The 16,705-nt window shown below is 60.2% G+C and carries 24 protein-coding genes; 16 read left to right on the top strand and 8 right to left on the bottom strand.

What is annotated here, in order from left to right; translation table 11 throughout:
- Positions 1 to 36 precede the first annotated feature (36 nt).
- Together SynA1562_RS08840 and SynA1562_RS08845 are read left to right on the top strand one after the other, a co-directional pair.
- The gene (locus SynA1562_RS08840) at positions 37 to 1,182 is read left to right on the top strand and encodes an FAD-dependent monooxygenase (protein WP_186493573.1); all 1,146 of its coding nucleotides are present in this window, start codon (positions 37 to 39) and stop codon (positions 1,180 to 1,182) included.
- A 20-nt stretch (positions 1,183 to 1,202) separates the two neighbouring features.
- The gene (locus SynA1562_RS08845) at positions 1,203 to 1,415 is read left to right on the top strand and encodes a DUF2949 domain-containing protein (RefSeq protein WP_011364787.1); all 213 of its coding nucleotides are present in this window, start codon (positions 1,203 to 1,205) and stop codon (positions 1,413 to 1,415) included.
- Here the strand turns inward: SynA1562_RS08845 and SynA1562_RS08850 are convergent.
- The gene (locus SynA1562_RS08850) at positions 1,406 to 1,960 is read right to left on the bottom strand and encodes an adenine phosphoribosyltransferase (RefSeq protein ID WP_186495378.1); all 555 of its coding nucleotides are present in this window, start codon (positions 1,958 to 1,960) and stop codon (positions 1,406 to 1,408) included. The genes SynA1562_RS08845 and SynA1562_RS08850 overlap by 10 nt on opposite strands.
- 7 nt (positions 1,961 to 1,967) lie before the next feature.
- On the opposite strand from SynA1562_RS08850, the gene SynA1562_RS08855 reads away from it, so the two are divergent.
- The 3 genes from SynA1562_RS08855 to SynA1562_RS08865 are packed head-to-tail and all read left to right on the top strand — an operon-like array spanning position 1,968 to position 3,566.
- Complete coding sequence (locus SynA1562_RS08855) at positions 1,968 to 2,516, top strand: DUF3038 domain-containing protein (RefSeq protein ID WP_186493574.1); 549 nt, start codon at positions 1,968 to 1,970, stop codon at positions 2,514 to 2,516.
- A gap of 7 nt (positions 2,517 to 2,523) precedes the next feature.
- Positions 2,524 to 3,138 carry a DUF4335 domain-containing protein gene (locus SynA1562_RS08860; RefSeq protein WP_186493575.1) on the top strand — a complete coding sequence of 205 codons (615 nt, stop codon included), beginning with the start codon at positions 2,524 to 2,526 and terminating at the stop codon, positions 3,136 to 3,138.
- Positions 3,139 to 3,197: 59 nt separating this feature from the next.
- Positions 3,198 to 3,566, top strand: coding sequence for a hypothetical protein (locus SynA1562_RS08865; protein ID WP_186493576.1), 369 nt, complete (start codon positions 3,198 to 3,200; stop codon positions 3,564 to 3,566).
- Here SynA1562_RS08865 and SynA1562_RS08870 read toward each other — a convergent pair.
- Positions 3,563 to 4,015, bottom strand: a complete 453-nt coding sequence (locus SynA1562_RS08870) for an EF-hand domain-containing protein (RefSeq protein ID WP_186493577.1) — start codon at positions 4,013 to 4,015, stop codon at positions 3,563 to 3,565. The two genes, SynA1562_RS08865 and SynA1562_RS08870, sit on opposite strands and share 4 nt — an antisense overlap.
- Positions 4,016 to 4,151: 136 nt before the next feature.
- On the opposite strand from SynA1562_RS08870, the gene SynA1562_RS08875 reads away from it, so the two are divergent.
- From SynA1562_RS08875 to ppk2, 3 genes are all read left to right on the top strand, one after another.
- On the top strand, positions 4,152 to 4,877 hold the full coding sequence (locus tag SynA1562_RS08875; RefSeq protein WP_186493578.1) for a response regulator: 726 nt from the start codon (positions 4,152 to 4,154) through the stop codon (positions 4,875 to 4,877).
- Between the two features lies 1 nt (position 4,878).
- Positions 4,879 to 6,204 (top strand): ATP-binding protein, encoded by a 1,326-nt coding sequence (locus SynA1562_RS08880; RefSeq protein WP_186495379.1) that lies wholly within the window; start codon positions 4,879 to 4,881, stop codon positions 6,202 to 6,204.
- Between the two features lie 158 nt (positions 6,205 to 6,362).
- Positions 6,363 to 7,187, top strand: coding sequence for a polyphosphate kinase 2 (gene ppk2, locus SynA1562_RS08885; protein WP_255445783.1), 825 nt, complete (start codon positions 6,363 to 6,365; stop codon positions 7,185 to 7,187).
- A 119-nt stretch (positions 7,188 to 7,306) separates the two neighbouring features.
- Here the strand turns inward: ppk2 and SynA1562_RS08890 are convergent, their stop codons facing one another.
- Complete coding sequence (locus SynA1562_RS08890; protein ID WP_186493579.1) at positions 7,307 to 7,618, bottom strand: hypothetical protein; 312 nt, start codon at positions 7,616 to 7,618, stop codon at positions 7,307 to 7,309.
- Positions 7,619 to 7,780: 162 nt separating this feature from the next.
- On the opposite strand from SynA1562_RS08890, the gene SynA1562_RS08895 reads away from it, so the two are divergent.
- Positions 7,781 to 7,993: a hypothetical protein gene (locus tag SynA1562_RS08895; RefSeq protein WP_011364797.1), complete on the top strand. Its 213-nt coding sequence runs from the start codon at positions 7,781 to 7,783 to the stop codon at positions 7,991 to 7,993.
- A 165-nt stretch (positions 7,994 to 8,158) separates the two neighbouring features.
- Here SynA1562_RS08895 and SynA1562_RS08900 read toward each other — a convergent pair whose 3' ends face one another.
- The 3 genes from SynA1562_RS08900 to SynA1562_RS08910 form a co-directional block, all read right to left on the bottom strand.
- Positions 8,159 to 8,380, bottom strand: a complete 222-nt coding sequence (locus tag SynA1562_RS08900; RefSeq protein ID WP_041435027.1) for a hypothetical protein — start codon at positions 8,378 to 8,380, stop codon at positions 8,159 to 8,161.
- A 129-nt stretch (positions 8,381 to 8,509) separates the two neighbouring features.
- The gene (gene arsJ / locus SynA1562_RS08905) at positions 8,510 to 9,760 is read right to left on the bottom strand and encodes an organoarsenical effux MFS transporter ArsJ (RefSeq protein ID WP_186493580.1); all 1,251 of its coding nucleotides are present in this window, start codon (positions 9,758 to 9,760) and stop codon (positions 8,510 to 8,512) included.
- The gene (locus SynA1562_RS08910; RefSeq protein WP_186493581.1) at positions 9,757 to 10,779 is read right to left on the bottom strand and encodes an ArsJ-associated glyceraldehyde-3-phosphate dehydrogenase; all 1,023 of its coding nucleotides are present in this window, start codon (positions 10,777 to 10,779) and stop codon (positions 9,757 to 9,759) included. Before SynA1562_RS08910 ends, arsJ begins: the two co-directional genes overlap by 4 nt.
- A gap of 60 nt (positions 10,780 to 10,839) precedes the next feature.
- On the opposite strand from SynA1562_RS08910, the gene SynA1562_RS08915 reads away from it, so the two are divergent.
- From SynA1562_RS08915 to SynA1562_RS08925, 3 genes are all read left to right on the top strand, one after another.
- Positions 10,840 to 11,157, top strand: a complete 318-nt coding sequence (locus SynA1562_RS08915; RefSeq protein WP_186493582.1) for a metalloregulator ArsR/SmtB family transcription factor — start codon at positions 10,840 to 10,842, stop codon at positions 11,155 to 11,157.
- 2 nt (positions 11,158 to 11,159) lie between these two features.
- Positions 11,160 to 11,777, top strand: a complete 618-nt coding sequence (locus SynA1562_RS08920) for a DUF938 domain-containing protein (protein ID WP_186493583.1) — start codon at positions 11,160 to 11,162, stop codon at positions 11,775 to 11,777.
- 64 nt (positions 11,778 to 11,841) lie between these two features.
- Positions 11,842 to 12,867, top strand: a complete 1,026-nt coding sequence (locus SynA1562_RS08925; protein ID WP_186493584.1) for a mechanosensitive ion channel family protein — start codon at positions 11,842 to 11,844, stop codon at positions 12,865 to 12,867.
- Here SynA1562_RS08925 and SynA1562_RS08930 read toward each other — a convergent pair.
- Both SynA1562_RS08930 and SynA1562_RS08935 read right to left on the bottom strand, forming a co-directional pair.
- Positions 12,828 to 13,142 (bottom strand): Tat pathway signal protein, encoded by a 315-nt coding sequence (locus tag SynA1562_RS08930; protein WP_186493585.1) that lies wholly within the window; start codon positions 13,140 to 13,142, stop codon positions 12,828 to 12,830. The two genes, SynA1562_RS08925 and SynA1562_RS08930, sit on opposite strands and share 40 nt — an antisense overlap.
- Before the next feature lie 38 nt (positions 13,143 to 13,180).
- Entirely contained in the window at positions 13,181 to 13,570 is a 390-nt protein-coding gene (locus tag SynA1562_RS08935; protein ID WP_186493586.1) for a hypothetical protein, read from the bottom strand.
- Between the two features lie 70 nt (positions 13,571 to 13,640).
- Here SynA1562_RS08935 and purS point away from each other — a divergent pair, with 70 nt between their 5' ends.
- From purS to SynA1562_RS08955, 4 genes are read left to right on the top strand one after another with little or no spacing between them, the layout of a single operon-like run.
- The gene (gene purS / locus SynA1562_RS08940) at positions 13,641 to 13,895 is read left to right on the top strand and encodes a phosphoribosylformylglycinamidine synthase subunit PurS (protein ID WP_011364806.1); all 255 of its coding nucleotides are present in this window, start codon (positions 13,641 to 13,643) and stop codon (positions 13,893 to 13,895) included.
- Entirely contained in the window at positions 13,892 to 14,542 is a 651-nt protein-coding gene (purQ, locus tag SynA1562_RS08945; RefSeq protein ID WP_114987919.1) for a phosphoribosylformylglycinamidine synthase subunit PurQ, read from the top strand. Before purS ends, purQ begins: the two co-directional genes overlap by 4 nt.
- Positions 14,542 to 15,495 carry an LD-carboxypeptidase gene (locus tag SynA1562_RS08950; RefSeq protein ID WP_186493587.1) on the top strand — a complete coding sequence of 318 codons (954 nt, stop codon included), beginning with the start codon at positions 14,542 to 14,544 and terminating at the stop codon, positions 15,493 to 15,495. Before purQ ends, SynA1562_RS08950 begins: the two co-directional genes overlap by 1 nt.
- A 44-nt stretch (positions 15,496 to 15,539) precedes the next feature.
- Positions 15,540 to 16,688, top strand: a complete 1,149-nt coding sequence (locus SynA1562_RS08955) for a CARDB domain-containing protein (protein ID WP_255445622.1) — start codon at positions 15,540 to 15,542, stop codon at positions 16,686 to 16,688.
- Positions 16,689 to 16,705 lie beyond the last annotated feature (17 nt).

Genomic DNA, 16,705 nt, shown 5'->3' on the forward strand with positions numbered 1-16,705 from the left:
TCGCGCTGGATTGGGATGGATGGCCAGACTCTTTGGATGGCTCCATCCCCTCCAGAGATTCATGTCTTAGGCGCTGGTCCCACCGGCGCCCTTACAGCTCTTGCCCTCGGCCTCCAAGGTCAGCGAGTGGTCCTGTTTGACCCGCTGACTGGATCAGAACTTCGAGCCAGAAGCCGGGCGTATGCCATCACTCACTCCAGCCGCAGGTTGTTATTAAATCTCGGGTTGTGGGACGACCTATGCGATGCCTTGGTGCCCTTCCGTGACCTGGATTTGCGGGACGGGGCCACCAACGCCCGCGTTCTCTTCGGCCAGGACGACCTGGCATCAGCCAATCGGAACCATGACGGCATTGGCTGGATCCTCGATCACCTGCCCTTGATGGAGCTGCTGCTGTCCCGCCTGGAGGCCAATGGCAACGTCGCCATGCACCTGGCCGAACCATGCCCTGATCCAGGCGCTGATGCCCTGATCGTGGCGGCTGATGGACCGCGCTCCCCCACACGAGAGGCCTGGGGCATCCGTCACTGGGGCATCCGCTATCGCCAGGGGTGTCTCACCGCCAAAGTTGCCCTGCGGGGACTCCCCCACGACAGGGCCTGCGAGTTGTTTCGTCCGGAAGGTCCTTTCGCCGTTTTGCCCTTGGGGAAGGGAACCTTCCAGGTGGTGTGGAGTGCACCCTGGCAGCGTTGCCAGCAGCGCAGCGAGCTGCAGCACAGTGCGTTTCTCGATCAGCTGGCCGCTGTTCTGCCGGAGGGGATTGAGCCGGATCGCCTGCTCGATCAACCCCGAGCGTTCCCGCAACAATGGCTGTTGGCTCACCGCTTCCATCGCGGAAGGGGCGTGCTCATCGGTGAGGCAGGCCACCGCTGCCATCCCGTTGGAGGCCAGGGGCTCAATCTCTGCTGGCGTGATGTGGAAGGCTTGCTGCGCGCCGTGGAGCGGGGCGGCAGCGCCGCAACAATCGCTCGGCACTACGGGATGAGCCGCTGGCTCGATGTGCTCCAGGTGGGTGTGGCGACGGATCTCCTGGTGCGGGTGTTCTCAAACCGCCAACCGCTGTTGCTTCCCCTAAGGCGCCTGGCTCTGCTGCTGCTGAAACGGTTCTCTGGGTTGCGTCAACTGAGCTTGCGGGCCATGAGTGACGGCCCCATGCAGCTCTGGCGGGCGTTGCCAAACTGAGCCAAGCGTGGGTCGCGACCATGGTCATGTCCAGCCAGCGACAACCCCCAGCGACGGACGCGCTGCTGCAGTTCCTTCAGCTCCGTTTGGGGTTGAGTCCCAGCGCCCTGGACCTGGGGCAACGCCAGGCTGAACTGGAACAAGCCCCTCTCCCAATCGTGCTGTGGAGCTTCGGGTTGTTGAGTTTGCAGCAGTTAGAAGAGGTCTTCGACTGGCAGAACAATCAGCCGTAGCGCAACAACGCTTCCACGGGTTGGCCCGCGGGCAACGCCTGACGACCTCCAAGCCCCTCCAGCTCGATCACAAAGGCGAAGCCCACCAAACAACCACCGGCCTGCTCCACCAGCTGTCCCGTCGCTGCAGCCGTTCCACCGGTGGCGAGCAAGTCGTCCACCACCAGGACCCGGGGAGAATGTTCAAGGGCATCAGCTTGAATCTCCAGCCGATCGGTGCCGTACTCCAGGGCGTAATCCAGACCGACCACCTCACCGGGGAGCTTTCCGGGCTTCCGCACAGGCACAAAGCCAAGCCGTCGGTCGCTGGCCAAGGGTGCCCCGAAAATGAACCCCCGGGATTCAATCCCCACGATCAGATCAGGCTTCACCTGGTCGCAAATCCGGCCCAACTGGCTGATCACCTCGGCCATGGCCTCGGGCGACCGCAGGAGCGGATTGATGTCTCGAAACAGAATTCCAGGCTTGGGAAAGTCTGGAATTGAGCGAATGTGCGACTGAAGATCCAAATCCAGGTGACGCAATGGCGGTGCCCCTGGCATCATCGCAGCCATGACTGAAGCTCCAGCCCCCAGCGCACCCACCGACGGCGCGCGCCTCAGCCGGCGGGGCGTCGAGCGCCTCGACCTCTTGCTGCTGACCATCGAGGCTTTGGATCTCAACGGTGGGGAGGCGATGGTCTGGACCAGCCAGCAGATGGGCCTTCAGGCGCAATTCCCCAACCGAGTTGAACTCTGGAAGCGACGCTGTCATAACCCCCTCCGGCGCACCACCCGGCGGGACCAGCTCAACCCGGTGGACGCCGAATCACTGATCTGCCTGGTGTGTGCCATGGCAGATCGGCTCTACCCCATGCTCCACCAACTCCTCTCGAGCCGCGAACCGGAACAGCTCACCCAACAGCGTTGGCAGTTGTTCCATGAGCGCCTGCGCGACCTCATCGAAGAGCGCATGAATCAGCGCCGGGAAGCCGTTGTTCGCCTCCTGACCATGGAGCCGGCAGGCCCTCTGCACCGTCAGCTGATCAGCACCCTGGCGTTCTGCGCAGGCCCGGGAGGAATCGATCGACTCCGCGCAACCCTGCTCGACCCAACGCCCTAGGCCGACCATGTTGAAAACGACCTACCAATACGAACAGACCGCAGCACGGCTGGTGGTGGAAGGCTTTCCCGACCTCTCCGCAGGCCATTCCAATGAAGCAATCGGCATCCTGTCGTCCTGGCGGCTGCAGTTGATCGGAGCACCGGAACTGGAAGGAAACCGTGATCACCTCGAGGCGCTGATGGCAGCGGTGATGCCCTATGCCAGACATCGCTTGTCCGGTGTGCGGCGCCGTTTTGGCCAGGAGAGCGGGTTTGTGAGCATCGCCCCGGATCAGACCAACCATCGGCTGGAACTGCGCAGCAGCCGAGAAGGCGTTGAGCCGTTGCAGCTCAGGCTCGATGACGCCGAACTGGCCGATCTGGTGCGTTGCCTCGATCGCTTGCGGCTCGACAACCGCGTCAAGCTCACCTGGACGTTCCCCGAGGACCGCCCTTTGAAGCGTCAAGAGATCGTCGATCGCGTTCCTCTGCAGAAACGCCTCGGACCACCCCTTCTGGCCGGGGTCGCCCTGGCATGCACCATCGCCACGGCATGGCTTGTTCCTCTGCCTCCGGAGACCAAGGAGACATCGCCGGCAGCAGCACCGGTGGACAAACCTGAAACGCAGGCCGACCGTTGACGTGCAGGAAACACGCTTCAGAATCGCCGGAGTGACGGCACTCTGATCACACCGATGCCATGAGGAAGGCGCGCCGTAACAGCAAACTCGACCAACGACGGGTCTTCCGCCCCCGCCGCCGCTTCCCCTATGGCGCCGTCCTTCGCCAACTGACAGTCGTCGTTCTGATGCTGGCTGCTGTCGCTGGCATCGCTGTGCTTCTGCACCAGTTGCCGCAGCAGGTCGACATCATGCTGCTGCTGAGCAAGGCCATCGATGATCTGATCGGTGGTGTTCAGCAACTGCTGGAAGCCATGCTTGGGCTCGCCGCCATTGTGCTGATCACGGCCATCGCGGTCCTGGCGGGCATCCTCCTGCTTGGTGCGCTCTGGAGGTTGATTCGCATTATCCGACTGGTGATCGCTCCTCCCGCCAAGGGCCGCCGCTAACGCGGCGCCAGGGAGCGCTGATGGTTCCACAACTCCTGCAGGGTCACGGTTCCATCTCGATCACCATCCAAGACCTTAAAGTTGCGACTGATCCAGGGGATGCGCTTCGCTTCCTTTCGATCCAGGCGACGGTTCCGATCACGGTCGGCTTTCTTGAAATGCCGCTTCAGGCGCGGGCCGCTCGGGGATGAGTCCTGTAGACGCAAATCCTTCAGGAGGAGATAGGTGCGATTGTTCTGGCGTTTGAGCACCCGCCTCAGGGCACGTCGACCCTTCACTTCCGATGCATCCAATCGACCGTCTCTGTTGACGTCCAAACGGATGAACAGGGTTTCCATCCTGGTGCTGTAAACACGCATGGTCTTGTCGCCCGGGGCGGCCTGCAACGCCATGGGGCTCAGCACCAAAGCCAACGGGCCGAGCACACGGAGGGCGTTTGGCGCAGTCATGCCACCAGCCTATGGAGCCTGAGCAGCTCTGACGATGACTGATGCATGACCAGCGATTACTGAGCTGTGACTGGGTCCTACCGAGCAGGGACAGAGGCCAATCCGCTCAATACCATCAGCCCATCCGCAGATGGGCATGGCCAGGGACACCATGATCTGGGTGGTGGACGACGACCCGGAGCTGAGAAAGATGGTCGGCACTTACTTGATCGACCAGGGCTACGACGTGCGCAGCCTCTGCGATGTGAAGCAATTCGAGGCACGTCTGGAATGCCAACGCCCAGATCTGGTGGTCCTTGATTTGATGCTTCCCGGCGACGACGGATTGACGGCACTGCGGAGGCTTCGGGATGCCGGTGATGATCTGCCCGTGGTGATGCTGACCGCGCGCGCCGATGGGGTTGATCGGATCATCGGCCTCGAACAGGGTGCCGATGACTACCTGGCCAAACCGTTCCTGCCCAGGGAACTGACGGCCCGAATAGAAGCCGTGCTCAGGCGGCGCAATGCCATGCCGGCGGGAACACCGGTGGAAGGTGGGGAATGCATCCGCTTTGGCGACAACCAACTGGATCTCTCCGCCCGCACCTTGCTGCAGAACAACCAGCCGGTAGTGATCACCAGCGGTGAGTTCAGCCTTCTGGCCGCCTTTGTGCGTCATCCCCATCGCCCCCTCTCGCGGGAACGCCTGATTGAACTGGCCCGAGGCCCGGGGAGCGACACCGACAGCCGCAGCATGGACGTTCAGGTGTCGCGGGTGCGCAAGCTGGTGGAACCGGATCCAACCCGCCCGCGCTATGTGCAGACGGTTTGGGGCTATGGCTACGTGTTTGTACCAGATGGCACGCCGAGATCCCGCTGAGATGCCTCGCCAACGGGGAGTGAGTAGAGATCTGGCTCGCTTCGGTGCCTGGGGAACGACCCTGCTGGCCTGTTGGATGCTGGCCCTGTTGCTGCTGCAGGCTCTGTTCGGCCGGCAACTGGAGCGAATTCAGACGCTGCAACTGGGGCGGGATCTGGCGTTGAACATCCGCCTCGCTGAATTGACCCTGGAGCGTTATCCCCCTGCACTGATCAGCGAACTGACCGGTCTGGAACTTCAAGTAAGCGAACGACCAGCAGCTCCAGGTCGAGAAACGCAGGCCTCAGCCCAGCGGCGCCAGGAGCTAAGGCAGGTGCTCTGCTCTCGCCTCTCGTACTGCCGTGTGCTCCGGGCTGCCCCCAGCAGGGCAGGCACACCAGAGGTGTGGATTGAACTGTTCTCTCCGCTGGAACCGGTCTGGCTGCGCACCCCCCTGCCCATGGCGCGCGCCTGGCCGCCGCCACCAACACTGCTGCTGCTGGCCCTGGTGGGCGCTGTGGTGATGACCGGGGTGTTGTACCTGCTGGTGGATGTCGCCCGTCCTCTTCGCAAGCTTGAGGACGCGGTCTCGCGGGTGGGTGAAGACATCAACCGCGATCCTGTCCCCGAAGAAGGTTCAGCAGAAGTCCGCCGGATCTCCCGGCGCTTCAACGCAATGGTGCGCCGCCTGGCTGAGGGGGATAAAGAGCGCTCAACGATGCTGGCTGGCATCGCCCACGATCTGCGAGCACCCCTAACCCGGCTGCAGTTTCGTTTGTCGATACCGGAGCTGAACGCCGAGGAACGAACCCGCTGCCAAAGCGATCTGGAGGCTTTGGAGCGCATTACAGGCCAGTTTCTGCTGTACGCCGGAGGCGGTGAACGGGAGGAGTGCGTTGCCTGTCCGTTGGATCAGTGGCTGGCTGAAACCGTGGCAGGGCACCCGAAGGACCAACTGGAGCTCGAGCTCAGTCCGATCCATTTACGGATTCGACCGGTTGCCCTCGGCCGCGCGGTGAGCAACCTGATCGACAACGCCTTCAGCCATGGCACCGCACCGGTTGTCGTTCGGCTGCGCAAACAAGGCGCTGAGGTCGCCATTGAAGTGTGGGACCAGGGGCAGGGAATACCCACCAACGCCTGGGAACGGGCCCTGCAACCTTTTCAGCGCCTGGATTCAGCACGAGGGCGTCAAGGCCATTGCGGCCTGGGGCTGGCGATCGTGAACCATGTGGTTCGCAACCATGCCGGACGGCTCAGTTTTCGCCAGGGGAACGGCGATCCAGGCCGCTTTGCCGTGATCATCAACCTTCCACTAAGTGAGACGAAAGAGCCAGACATTCCGTAAAAACCCAGTTTGGATCCTGCCCTCAGATGGCATCACTGGAAGAACTGAACTGGCGATCCACCTCAAGCATGAGCCAGTCCAGCGACCACGACATGACAGCCGTTCTCGAGGCCATCGATCACTACAGCGATGGCGATGTCGACCGGCCGCAGGAAATCATGGTAGAACTGCAAGTGGGGTTTTCCAACAAGCACAAACGGCTGAATAAAAAGGTCTACGAAAAAGAGCTGGCCAAACTCCAGACAGAACTGGTCAAAATGCAGTACTGGGTGAAAGCCACCGGCTTTCGCATAATCATCCTGTTTGAAGGGCGAGACGCCGCAGGCAAGGGAGGATCGATCAAACGGCTGACGGAACCCTTGAACCCAAGGGGATGTCGGGTGGTGGCCCTGGGCACGCCTTCAGAACATCAGAAAAGCCAGTGGTACTTCCAGCGCTATGTGGAGCATTTTCCAAGTGCTGGAGAAATCGTTATTTTTGACCGGAGCTGGTACAACCGCGCCGGTGTGGAAAAGGTGATGGGCTTCGCGACACGCGAACAGGTGGAGCAGTTTTATGTGTCATGTCCACAGTTTGAGCAGATGCTGGTGCAGGACGGAATCCTGCTGCTCAAATACTGGTTCTCCATCAACGATGACGAACAGGAGAAGCGTTTCCAGGAACGCATCGATAACGAAGAGCGTCGCTGGAAGATGAGTCCGATGGACATCGAGTCACGCAACCGCTGGGTGGAGTACTCGAAAGCGAAGGACACCATGTTTGCCAAGACGCACATCCCGGAAGCTCCATGGTTCACCGTGGAGGCCAATGACAAGCGCCGCGCCCGCCTGAATTGCCTGCGTCACATTCTCAGCAAGGTGCCCTATGAAGACATGACGCCGCCACCCATCAAGATGGCCAAGCGCCCAAAGCAAGGAAGCTACAAACGGCCTCCTTTTAACGAGCAATTCTTTGTTCCCAACAACTATCCCTACAATGACTAAACAAGCGACTCCACCATAAAAGATTGGTTCTTGAGGCTGATCAACCCATCGATCCGACTCCCTCAGACAGACCGATGGGCTCGACCAGGCTGAAGCGACTGAAATCCATACACGTCAAATCAATACACAAACCAACAGAACAAATAGATCAAGAGTGACAAGCCAAAGATCAACATCCCGATTGAGGTTTTTATTCGCATCCACTTTTTGTCCCACTTGTAGGGAGCCATCACCACGATCGTAAAAAATGTCAAAGCGGCATACACAACCAAGGTGTGCTTCGGATGCTCCTTGGCCACCAACATGCTCACTCCATGCCAGAAGAATGTGAGCATCGAGGCATAGGACGAAATCGCTCCGAGGTTGTAAAGCAACTCTTTGCGCTTTTTAAGTTGACCACCAATCGTTTTCTGAAGGCCCATCAGGGACATCCAAGGGATGAGAACTTCAACTTAGCGATTCGATCTTGTTATTCACATTCCAAGAAGTACTGGGCATGTGATCTGAAGCGGACTTGAGTCCAGACAGCAGCACGCTTTAAGGTGATCGACCATCCAGCTCAGCAGGCTTTGCTCGGTTCCTGGCAAGTCTTAATGCGGTGTATCGCCAGCGCACTGTTCCTGGTGGCCCATGGTCTGCTGGTGCTGGAGCACATCACCATTGGAACGGCGCTGCATGGGATTGCGGAGTTGTTCCTTGCCCCCTGGGCCATCCGCCACAAAGCCTGGGACATCATCGTTATCGGGCTGATTTTCTGCGTCTTCGACCTGTGGGGAACGCTGCGCTTGACCGGAGTGTTGGTTTAACGCCCCTCAACCACTGAGTCGCTGGGACCAGAAACCAAAGAGCTGCCACGACGACCAGAGGAACATTCCAAGGAAGACCCAGTTGAGCCAGGCGGGACGTCGGTCGTTTTCAAACATCCCTTGGAGAGCGGAAGGCGATATCTGACCTTATCGGTGCAACCCGGATCACTTCGCCGAGGAACTCCAATCGGCCGAACGAAACGACACATTGGCGCCACCACTGCGTTTGAGATCGTGCATGCCCTCCAGTTGGTTGTACACCGAAAGCAGCTGCCGGCGCATGTGGTCGGTATGGGGCAGATCAGCGATCAAACGCAGCACATCCTCCAAGGATCGTTTGGCGTCAATGACCAAACGACAATCGGGGCTGCCAGGTTCGTCACGCATCAGTTCAAATACGAATGCATCCATTCAGCAGAAAATCCCTGTTCGCGGGTGTCTGAATGCCTACCAACTCAGCGATATTCAGCAGAAATTCAGAGTTTGACCCCGCCCTGCGCATCGCCCATGCCTTGATCAAGTGGCGTTCCGCACAGCCGGCAGCCTGAGGCTGCTGAGCCAGGACAACACCACCAGCAGGGATGAAGCCCAGAGACAGGCCTGCATACCAGCGGCTTCGGTTTTGCCGAGCATGAACACCGCCCCCGAGAGCAAGGTTCCTACCAAGCGCCCTGCAGCATTGGCCATGTAGTAGAAGCCCACGTTGAGGCTGACGCTCTCGGCATCGGTGTAAGCCAGCACCATGTAGGAGTGGATCGATGAATTCATCGCGAACACCACCCCAAAGGCGGCAAGGCCTGCGGTGATGGCGACCGACACATCCACCTGGCGCCACAGCGCCACAGCGATCAGGGCGGGAATGGAGGTGAGCAGAGCACTCCAGAACTGCACCGCAGACACTCCCAGGGACGTGGTCCGCCCCCAGAGTCGTCTCAGGCCAGGCGCTGATCCCTGGACGATGCCGTAGCAAATCACCCACAGACCGAGAAAACCGCCGATCTCCCAGAAACTCCAGCCCAAAGAAGCCTCGAGAAACACCGGCAAGGCCACCACGAACCAGACATCCCGGGCACCAAACAAAAAGAAGCGCGCCAGAGACAGCACGTTGATGCCCTGGGATTTGGAGAACAGCGACGAAAAGGCCGGCTTGGACTTCATCTTTCCGATCTCCCCGGGCAGCACCAAGGTGAGCAGGAAGGCGAGGGTGAGGCCTGCCGCCATCCAGCCCACGGCAGCATTGAAGCCAAAGGCGGTCAGCAGCACCCCACCGAGAAAGAACCCCACACCCTTGAGGGCATTCTTGGACCCCGTGAGGATCGCCACCCACTTGAACAGCTGCTGCTGCCCCTGCTGCTGGTCCTCCGGTGTTTCCGGCACCACCGTCTTAATGGCGCTCTTGGCACTCATCTTGTTGAGGTCTTTGGCGATGCCGCTGATGGCCTGAGCGACCATCACGTAGATCACGCTCAACAGTTTCGGCCAACTGGCGGCGACGGGCATCAACATCAGCAGCGCAAGAATCTGAAGCAGCGTCCCCGCCCAGAGGGTGAGCCGAAGCCCGTAGCGGGCACCGATCCAACCGCCATAGAGATTGGTGACCACCCCGAACAACTCATAAAAGAGAAACAGGAAGGCGATCTCGAGGGTGGTGTAGCCGAGCTGATGAAAATGGAACACCACCAGCATCCGCAGGGCGCCGTCGGTGAGAGTGAAGGCCCAGTAGTTGGCGGTGACGATGCCGTACTGCTGCAGAGGGGAAAGCTTCATGCCTCCAGCCCCACCACGTGGCAGGTGAGATCGGCCATGCGGCAGCTGTAGCCCCATTCGTTGTCGTACCAGGCAAACACCTTCAGCTGGTTGCCATCCACCACCATCGTCGAGAGGGCATCGACAATCGAGCTGCGGTTGTCGTTGGTGTAATCGCACGACACCAACGGGCGTTCCTCGTAACCCAGGATCCCCTTCAACGGCCCTTCAGCAGCTGCATGGAAGGCAGCATTCACCTGCTCCACCGTGACGCTCTGCTTGAGCTCGAACACCGCATCGGTCAGCGATCCATTCAGCAGAGGAACACGAACGGCATGACCGTTGAGCTTGCCCTTCAACTCGGGGAAGATCATCGCGATCGCCTTGGCCGAGCCGGTGGTGGTGGGGATCAAGGAGGTGAGCCCGGAGCGCGCCCGGCGCAGATCGGTTTTGAAGGAATCGATCGGCACCTGGGTGTTGGTGATGTCGTGAATGGTGGTGATCAGGCCGTGTTCGATGCCGAAGCTTTCGTGCACCACTTTCACCACCGGCGCCAGACAATTGGTGGTGCAGGAGGCGGCCGTCACCAACTTGTGCCGCGCCGGCTCATAGAGGTGGTGATTGATCCCATAAACGATGTTGAGCGCGTCCTCACCGGCGACGACACCCTTCACGGGACAGGCCACCACAACACGCTTCAAACCCACCTGCTCGAAATAGGGGTTAAGGGTCTCCGGCGTTTTGATCTTGCCGCTGGCTTCAAGCACCATCTCCACGCCCCGATCGCTCCACGGCACTGCGGTGGGGTCTTTCTCGCTGGACCAGGTGAGTGCGGATCCCTCCACGCTGAATCCATCAGCGCTGCTGGTGATTCCTCGATCCCAGCGACCATGGACGGAATCAAACTCCAGCAGGTGGGCCGCCGTTGCTGCATCGCCGGCGGGATCATTGACATGCACCAGTTCAATGCCAGGCCGGCCCCAGAGGGCTCGGAACACCAGGCGACCAATCCGTCCAAAGCCGTTGATGCCAATCCTCATACCAGCTCCCTTTATCCATCAAATTATGTTGATCCAAGCAGAGCGGGGGACACTGCTCTTGTGATCCAGAACACCCTCAATCGTGAGCAGTCGAGGCAGCTGCTGAAAGCACTGGCCGACCCGATCCGCCTCGACGTGATCCATGCACTGGCGCAGGGTGAACGCTGCGTCTGTGACCTCACCGGTGATCTCAACCTCCCCCAGTCGAAGCTCTCGTTTCATCTCAGGGTGCTTCGCGAGGCGGGGCTGCTGACGGATCGGCAGAGCGGCCGCTGGATTTACTACAGCCTCCAACCGGATGCCCTTGCAGCACTGGAGGCCTGGCTGGCCGAACTGCGCCGCCACTGCACGCAAAGCGCTGCCCCCTGCCCGAGCTGACCATGGATCAACGGCTTTTTTTCCCGGCCACGGAACGCAATCGCGGCCCGATCGGAGACCTGCTGAGCCAGCTTTTGCCCGCCTCAGGAGCTGTGCTGGAACTGGCCAGCGGCAGTGGTGAGCATGCCGTCTGCTTCCAGCAACGTTTCCCCCATCTGCTCTGGCAGGCCAGCGATCCGGATCCAGACCATCGCGCCAGCATCAACGCCTGGATCCAGCACCAGGGTCTGAGCCCGGTGATGCCAGAAGCGCTCAACCTTGATGTTGAAAGGCAGCCCTGGCCCCTTCCCCAGACGGTCCGAGGGGCATTGAAGGCTGTGGTTTGCATCAACCTGCTGCACATCAGTCCAGCCAGCTGCACGGATGCCGTCTTCAAAGAATCCGCCCAGCTGCTGCCCAACGGCGCTCCCTTGATCATCTACGGCCCGTTCATGCGCAATGGGGCTCACACGAGTGCAAGCAATGCTGCCTTCGACCAATCCCTGAAGGAACGCAACGATCAGTGGGGATTGAGAGAACTGAACCAGGTGATAGCCGTTGCCGCCAAGGCAGGCTTCAAAACCGACGACGTGGTCTCCATGCCCGCCAACAATCTGACTCTGGTGTTTCAGCGCGGTTGAATTCGATCTGCTTGCCAGCTTCAGGAATGCCATCGACAATCACGCAAGAACGCAGGCGTAAGCGATGGATCTTGTTGATTTGTTAGCGAAGCTGCTGATCGGCATCGCCGTCACTCTGTTCCTTTCATTCCTATTGCGGAGCGTTCTGCCTCGGCTTTCCAAACGAAGCAAAACCAGCTTCGATGATTTTTTACTCAATGCCCTGGCAGATTCAGTCATACCCTTTGGATTTGTTGTCATCCTGATTCTCACGGAAAAGGAACTCGGCCTACCCATCAATGCCGAAAAAGCCTACGACGTTGTTCTAAGAATTATTGGAACAATTGTGCTGATTAGGCTTGTGAACCGTGTGGGCTCACGTTTCCTGAACGGCCTCACCCGTCGTTCGGGCAATGAAGATCTTGAGCAGCTTCTTCCAAACATTCTTCCACTGCTCAAGGCCTTGGTGTGGGCCATTGGCAGCCTTGTATTGCTGCAAAGCCTCGGGGTCAAGATGACCATTATCTGGGGATTACTCAGTGCCGGTGGCATTGGTATCGGCCTAGCACTCAAAGAGCCGGCCCAGGAGTTGTTTGCCTATTTGATGATTCTGCTGGACAAGCCTTTCACCGTTGGGCAATTCATCTCAGTGGGATCCACCTCAGCAACGGTGGAACGCATCGGTGTTCGCTCCACCCTTCTGCGCAGCCTGCGGGGCGAACAAGTGGTGATGAGCAACTCAACCCTTACAAGCTCCACCATCCTTAATTTCGCCGCGATGGCGCAACGCCGGATGATCTATTCGATTGGCGTCACCTACGACACATCGGTCGAACAGATGAAGGCGATCCCGACGATGATTCAAGCCATTATCGATTCCAAGGAGCACAGCACATTTAACCGCTGCTACTTCACTGAATTCGCTGATTCAAGTTTGAACTTTGAACTGGTTTACTACATCGACACCCGCGATTTCACCGTCGCTCTGAACGAGCAGCAAGCGATCAACCTCGAAATCATGGAGGCCTTCGCCCGCGAAGGCATCAGCTTTGCCTTCCCGAGCCAGACGCTCTATCTGGAGGGGGATTCACTCGCCGGCAAAACCTCCTGAGCCGTCGGCACGGCAGAACGCCAGACGACCCCACCGATCAACAGGGCCAAGGCCGCAACAGCGGCGGTGAAAGGAATCAAGCGACGCTGATCAGGCCTGGTTCCGAGAGCGATCTGACCAGAGATGTTGTCGCGTCGTGAGGCCACAAATGCACCCTGGCGACATTGGGTGCACAGCGTGTTGGTGACGCCGGCATTTTTCAACTTGAAGCCGTAACGACCCGGGATCTCAACGGGTGTTCCGCAGCTGGAACAAGGGAGAGAAAAAACTGGCATCGGGAATCAGCCCTCAGTTCAGATTTATCACCCCGGTTTCACTCCAGCGGGATGGCACCCGTGGCACAAACAGCACCCCAACAGAGGCTGTGGTCCGCCGTCCAGAAAGGTTCCACCTCGCGCCAGTTCTCAGCCTGACCAACCCGCATCCTCATCTGGCCCGTGCCGTCATGGACGAATTCAACGCGCCGTTGCTTCCAGATCAACACCCAGCGCTCTCCAGGACGTGCAGCGACCATCCGGCAGGGACTCCAGGCCTGCTGATTAATCCGGCAGCGCATCGTGGCCGCTGCGGCTGAGCTGGCACCGGCAGAGCTGCCGATGAACAGCAGAACAGCGGTCCAAAACTGGATGCGAAACACAGACACGGCCTGAGCGACACGCTGGAGTAGGGCCTCCTCGTCACCATGCGGCTCGGCAAGGGCCAAACCGGTGGGGCGCCCCGGATCTCTTCAGGGTTTGGTGTCTGTCAGGATTTGATCAGACCAGTTGCTGATCGTGCCGCGTTTTCAAGCCCGCGTCCTCGTGCGTCTGCGCCCCTCTGTGCTCGATCCAGCCGGAGAAGCTGCGCGTGGTGCCGCTGAACGACTTGGGGTGGAAGGCCTCAGCAAACTGCGGATCGGTAAAGCCGTGGAAATGGAACTGGAGGCTCCAGACGAGGCCGAGGCCCGCCGCAGATTGGAACTTCTCAGTGATCGCCTGCTGGCCAACCCGGTGATCGAGGACTGGAGCCTGGAGCTGGAGCAGTCATGAGCATCGGGGTCATCGTTTTTCCGGGATCCAACTGCGATCGGGATGTGCAATGGGCAACCGAGGGTTGCCTGGGCATGAGCACGCGCCGGGTCTGGCATGAGGAGACCGACCTGAGCGGTTTTGACGCCATCGTTCTGCCTGGCGGGTTCAGCTATGGCGACTACCTGCGTTGCGGCGCCATTGCCCGCTTCGCACCAGCCCTGCAGTCATTGATCGATTTTGCGGCCAAGGGTGGTCGCGTGCTCGGCATCTGCAACGGATTCCAGGTGCTCACAGAGCTGGGCCTTCTCCCCGGTGCTCTCACCCGCAACCGAGATCTGCACTTCATCTGTGAGGACGCCCCGCTCAAGGTGGTGAGCCAACGCACGGCCTGGATGCAGGGGTACAACGACGGAGCTCTGACCCTGCCGATTGCCCACGGTGAAGGCCGCTACCAGTGCAGCGATGACACGCTCAAGCAGCTTCAGGACGACGACGCCATCGCCCTGAGCTACGGCAACAACCCCAATGGGTCGGTGTCCGACATCGCGGGCATCACCAATGCCAGCGGCAGCGTTCTGGGCCTGATGCCCCACCCCGAGCGGGCCTGCGATCCGGCCACGGGAGGCACCGACGGCCGCCGCATGCTGGAAGCCCTGCTGGGCTGATGCCAACCCGCCGGACGCTGCTGATTTCAGGGGCGTCCACGGTCATCACGGCCCTGCTTTCCCCCGGGGCCATTGCTGCCCAGCGCAAGCTGAAACCCCTGAAGCCTGGATCACGCATCCGCGCCGTGAACCCTGGCACCTGGATGGATCCGGACACCGATCTTCAGGCCTTGCGCGAACGCTGTGATCAACAGCAATGGCATCTTGAGATTCCTGCCACCGTCACCCGTCAATGGCGCTATTTCTCGGGAACGGACCAGGAACGGGTTGAGGATCTGAGATCAGCCTGGAACGATCCAACGGTGGATGCCGTGGTAACCGTTGGCGGTGGCTGGGGCGCCGCCCGCGTGCTCGAAGCCGGTTTTCGCTTTCCGCGACGTCCCAAATGGAGCCTGGGCTTCTCCGACATCAGCTCCCTGCTGCTGGCCCAGTGGGCCGCTGGCCTGCCGGGAGCCATCCATGGATCCAGCGGTGGTAGTGAGGCGCAGTGGCAACGCACGGTGGATTTGCTCCGTGGCCGTCCCGTGGCACCCCTGCTGGGCGACCCACGACGACGGGGAATCGCCCGCGGGCCCTTGGTGGTTACCAACCTGACCGTGGCGACGCACCTGATCGGCACCCCCTGGCTGCCCTCCCTGAAGGGGGCCATCCTGGTGCTGGAAGATGTGGGCGAAGCGCCCTACCGGGTTGATCGGATGCTGACCCAGTGGCGCAGCGCAGGCCTGTTGCAGCACTTGGCAGGGGTCGCCTGCGGTCGCTTCAGCTGGGCTGAAGACGACATCCTTCCCGGGGATTTCTCGATGGACGAGATCCTGGAAGAACGCCTTGGCGATCTTGGGATTCCACTGGTGCTGAATCTGCCGCTGGGCCATGGTCGGCCCAACCAGGCTTTGCCTTTGGGAGTGCAGGCGCAACTGGATGGCAACAACGGCCTGCTCAGCCTGTTGGCCTGATCGCAGGATGAAACCGTGGTGCTTGGAGGCCTTTGCCGCTAGCGATGGAGCAGTGCAGCCTCACCCCGTTGGCCGACCTCACCATTGCAAACACGGTGTCCGATCTGATCCAGGGGGATATACGGGAGCACCTGCCGCTGGAACGGATTCCCCTAAATGGCGACGTGCTGGGGCTTGGCACCACTTCAAGTTTGGAGAACGGGGAACTCAGTTTTCTTCGCAACGCTTCCGGTAACTCGGACATCTGGCGCTGCATCGCCCACAACGGCAGCATCATTCGGCTGCAGCCTGGCGACGGTAGCGGTCATTTTCCTTACGTCTGCTTCACCGGGGATGTCACGGCCCTGCGTCATACCGTGGACCTCGGCCCACTCAAGCAGCAGGCGCATCGTCCAACTCAGGAGCTGATCAGTGCCGCAATCGAGCAGGAATGCAAGCGCGGGGCCCTGGCAGAAGCACCCATCTACGGCATCCGCCTGCTGGCGCACTGGGATGAGCTGGTGATCACCGTGGCCTCCAAGCTCTGCATGGGGCAACAGCAACGCAACCATTCGTTCTCCCGTGATTCAGACGCGGGAAGCCAAGCCGAGACGAGCATCTACGACAGACTCCAGCACTACCGCCTGGCGCCACTACCACCAGAGAAGCCCGGCGATCCGATCCGCTATCTCGGCAAATCGATGCAATGGGATTGCTGCGGGTTCTTCGACTGTGAGCCTGAACGGGGGCGCGTGACGGTGCCCAAGGCAGGCGATCATCTGCATCTGCACGGCTGCAGCACCGACCTGGCCTACGGGGGGCATGTTCTCCACGATCACCCCAACACCCGCCTCGGAAGCATCCAACAGCTGGTGCTTTACCCACTGCAGACGATTGAGTCGCTCTGCAGTGATCTCGCCATCCAAACGCTCACGTACAGAGATGAGCAGATCCACTTCAGTTTCAGCAATGCCGGTGCACTTGATGTGAGTGATGTGGGGGTAGCTGTGGTCGTCGACGATCGCTTCAGCGATCACCGCTACCTGCAGATCCCCTGGATGAATGCGGGAGCAAGCGAGAGCTACAGCCTGTCCTGGCCGCTCCCCCCGGGGGAGCACTCAATCGCCGTGATCGCCGATCCCCAGGAGCTGGTGATCGAGCCGCGGAACCGCCGCCAGAACAATCGGATGGATCTGAAGGTGAACATCCCCTGAATCCACCAGGCTCAGCT

Source organism: Synechococcus sp. A15-62 (assembly GCF_014280075.1).
Taxonomy (GTDB): domain Bacteria; phylum Cyanobacteriota; class Cyanobacteriia; order PCC-6307; family Cyanobiaceae; genus Parasynechococcus.

Excerpts from the sequence above, each read along its gene's own strand:
- SynA1562_RS08840 (WP_186493573.1), top strand. The coding sequence starts at position 37 with ATGGCTCCATCCCCTCCAGAGATTCATGTCTTAGGCGCTGGTCCCACC.
- SynA1562_RS08845 (WP_011364787.1), top strand. The coding sequence starts at position 1,203 with ATGGTCATGTCCAGCCAGCGACAACCCCCAGCGACGGACGCGCTGCTG.
- SynA1562_RS08850 (WP_186495378.1), bottom strand. The coding sequence starts at position 1,960 with ATGATGCCAGGGGCACCGCCATTGCGTCACCTGGATTTGGATCTTCAG.
- SynA1562_RS08855 (WP_186493574.1), top strand. The coding sequence starts at position 1,968 with ATGACTGAAGCTCCAGCCCCCAGCGCACCCACCGACGGCGCGCGCCTC.
- SynA1562_RS08860 (WP_186493575.1), top strand. The coding sequence starts at position 2,524 with ATGTTGAAAACGACCTACCAATACGAACAGACCGCAGCACGGCTGGTG.
- SynA1562_RS08865 (WP_186493576.1), top strand. The coding sequence starts at position 3,198 with ATGAGGAAGGCGCGCCGTAACAGCAAACTCGACCAACGACGGGTCTTC.
- SynA1562_RS08870 (WP_186493577.1), bottom strand. The coding sequence starts at position 4,015 with ATGACTGCGCCAAACGCCCTCCGTGTGCTCGGCCCGTTGGCTTTGGTG.
- SynA1562_RS08875 (WP_186493578.1), top strand. The coding sequence starts at position 4,152 with ATGGCCAGGGACACCATGATCTGGGTGGTGGACGACGACCCGGAGCTG.
- SynA1562_RS08880 (WP_186495379.1), top strand. The coding sequence starts at position 4,879 with ATGCCTCGCCAACGGGGAGTGAGTAGAGATCTGGCTCGCTTCGGTGCC.
- ppk2 (WP_255445783.1), top strand. The coding sequence starts at position 6,363 with ATGGTAGAACTGCAAGTGGGGTTTTCCAACAAGCACAAACGGCTGAAT.
- SynA1562_RS08890 (WP_186493579.1), bottom strand. The coding sequence starts at position 7,618 with ATGTCCCTGATGGGCCTTCAGAAAACGATTGGTGGTCAACTTAAAAAG.
- SynA1562_RS08895 (WP_011364797.1), top strand. The coding sequence starts at position 7,781 with ATGCGGTGTATCGCCAGCGCACTGTTCCTGGTGGCCCATGGTCTGCTG.
- SynA1562_RS08900 (WP_041435027.1), bottom strand. The coding sequence starts at position 8,380 with ATGCGTGACGAACCTGGCAGCCCCGATTGTCGTTTGGTCATTGACGCC.
- arsJ (WP_186493580.1), bottom strand. The coding sequence starts at position 9,760 with ATGAAGCTTTCCCCTCTGCAGCAGTACGGCATCGTCACCGCCAACTAC.
- SynA1562_RS08910 (WP_186493581.1), bottom strand. The coding sequence starts at position 10,779 with ATGAGGATTGGCATCAACGGCTTTGGACGGATTGGTCGCCTGGTGTTC.
- SynA1562_RS08920 (WP_186493583.1), top strand. The coding sequence starts at position 11,160 with ATGGATCAACGGCTTTTTTTCCCGGCCACGGAACGCAATCGCGGCCCG.
- SynA1562_RS08925 (WP_186493584.1), top strand. The coding sequence starts at position 11,842 with ATGGATCTTGTTGATTTGTTAGCGAAGCTGCTGATCGGCATCGCCGTC.
- SynA1562_RS08930 (WP_186493585.1), bottom strand. The coding sequence starts at position 13,142 with ATGCCAGTTTTTTCTCTCCCTTGTTCCAGCTGCGGAACACCCGTTGAG.
- purQ (WP_114987919.1), top strand. The coding sequence starts at position 13,892 with ATGAGCATCGGGGTCATCGTTTTTCCGGGATCCAACTGCGATCGGGAT.
- SynA1562_RS08950 (WP_186493587.1), top strand. The coding sequence starts at position 14,542 with ATGCCAACCCGCCGGACGCTGCTGATTTCAGGGGCGTCCACGGTCATC.
- SynA1562_RS08955 (WP_255445622.1), top strand. The coding sequence starts at position 15,540 with ATGGAGCAGTGCAGCCTCACCCCGTTGGCCGACCTCACCATTGCAAAC.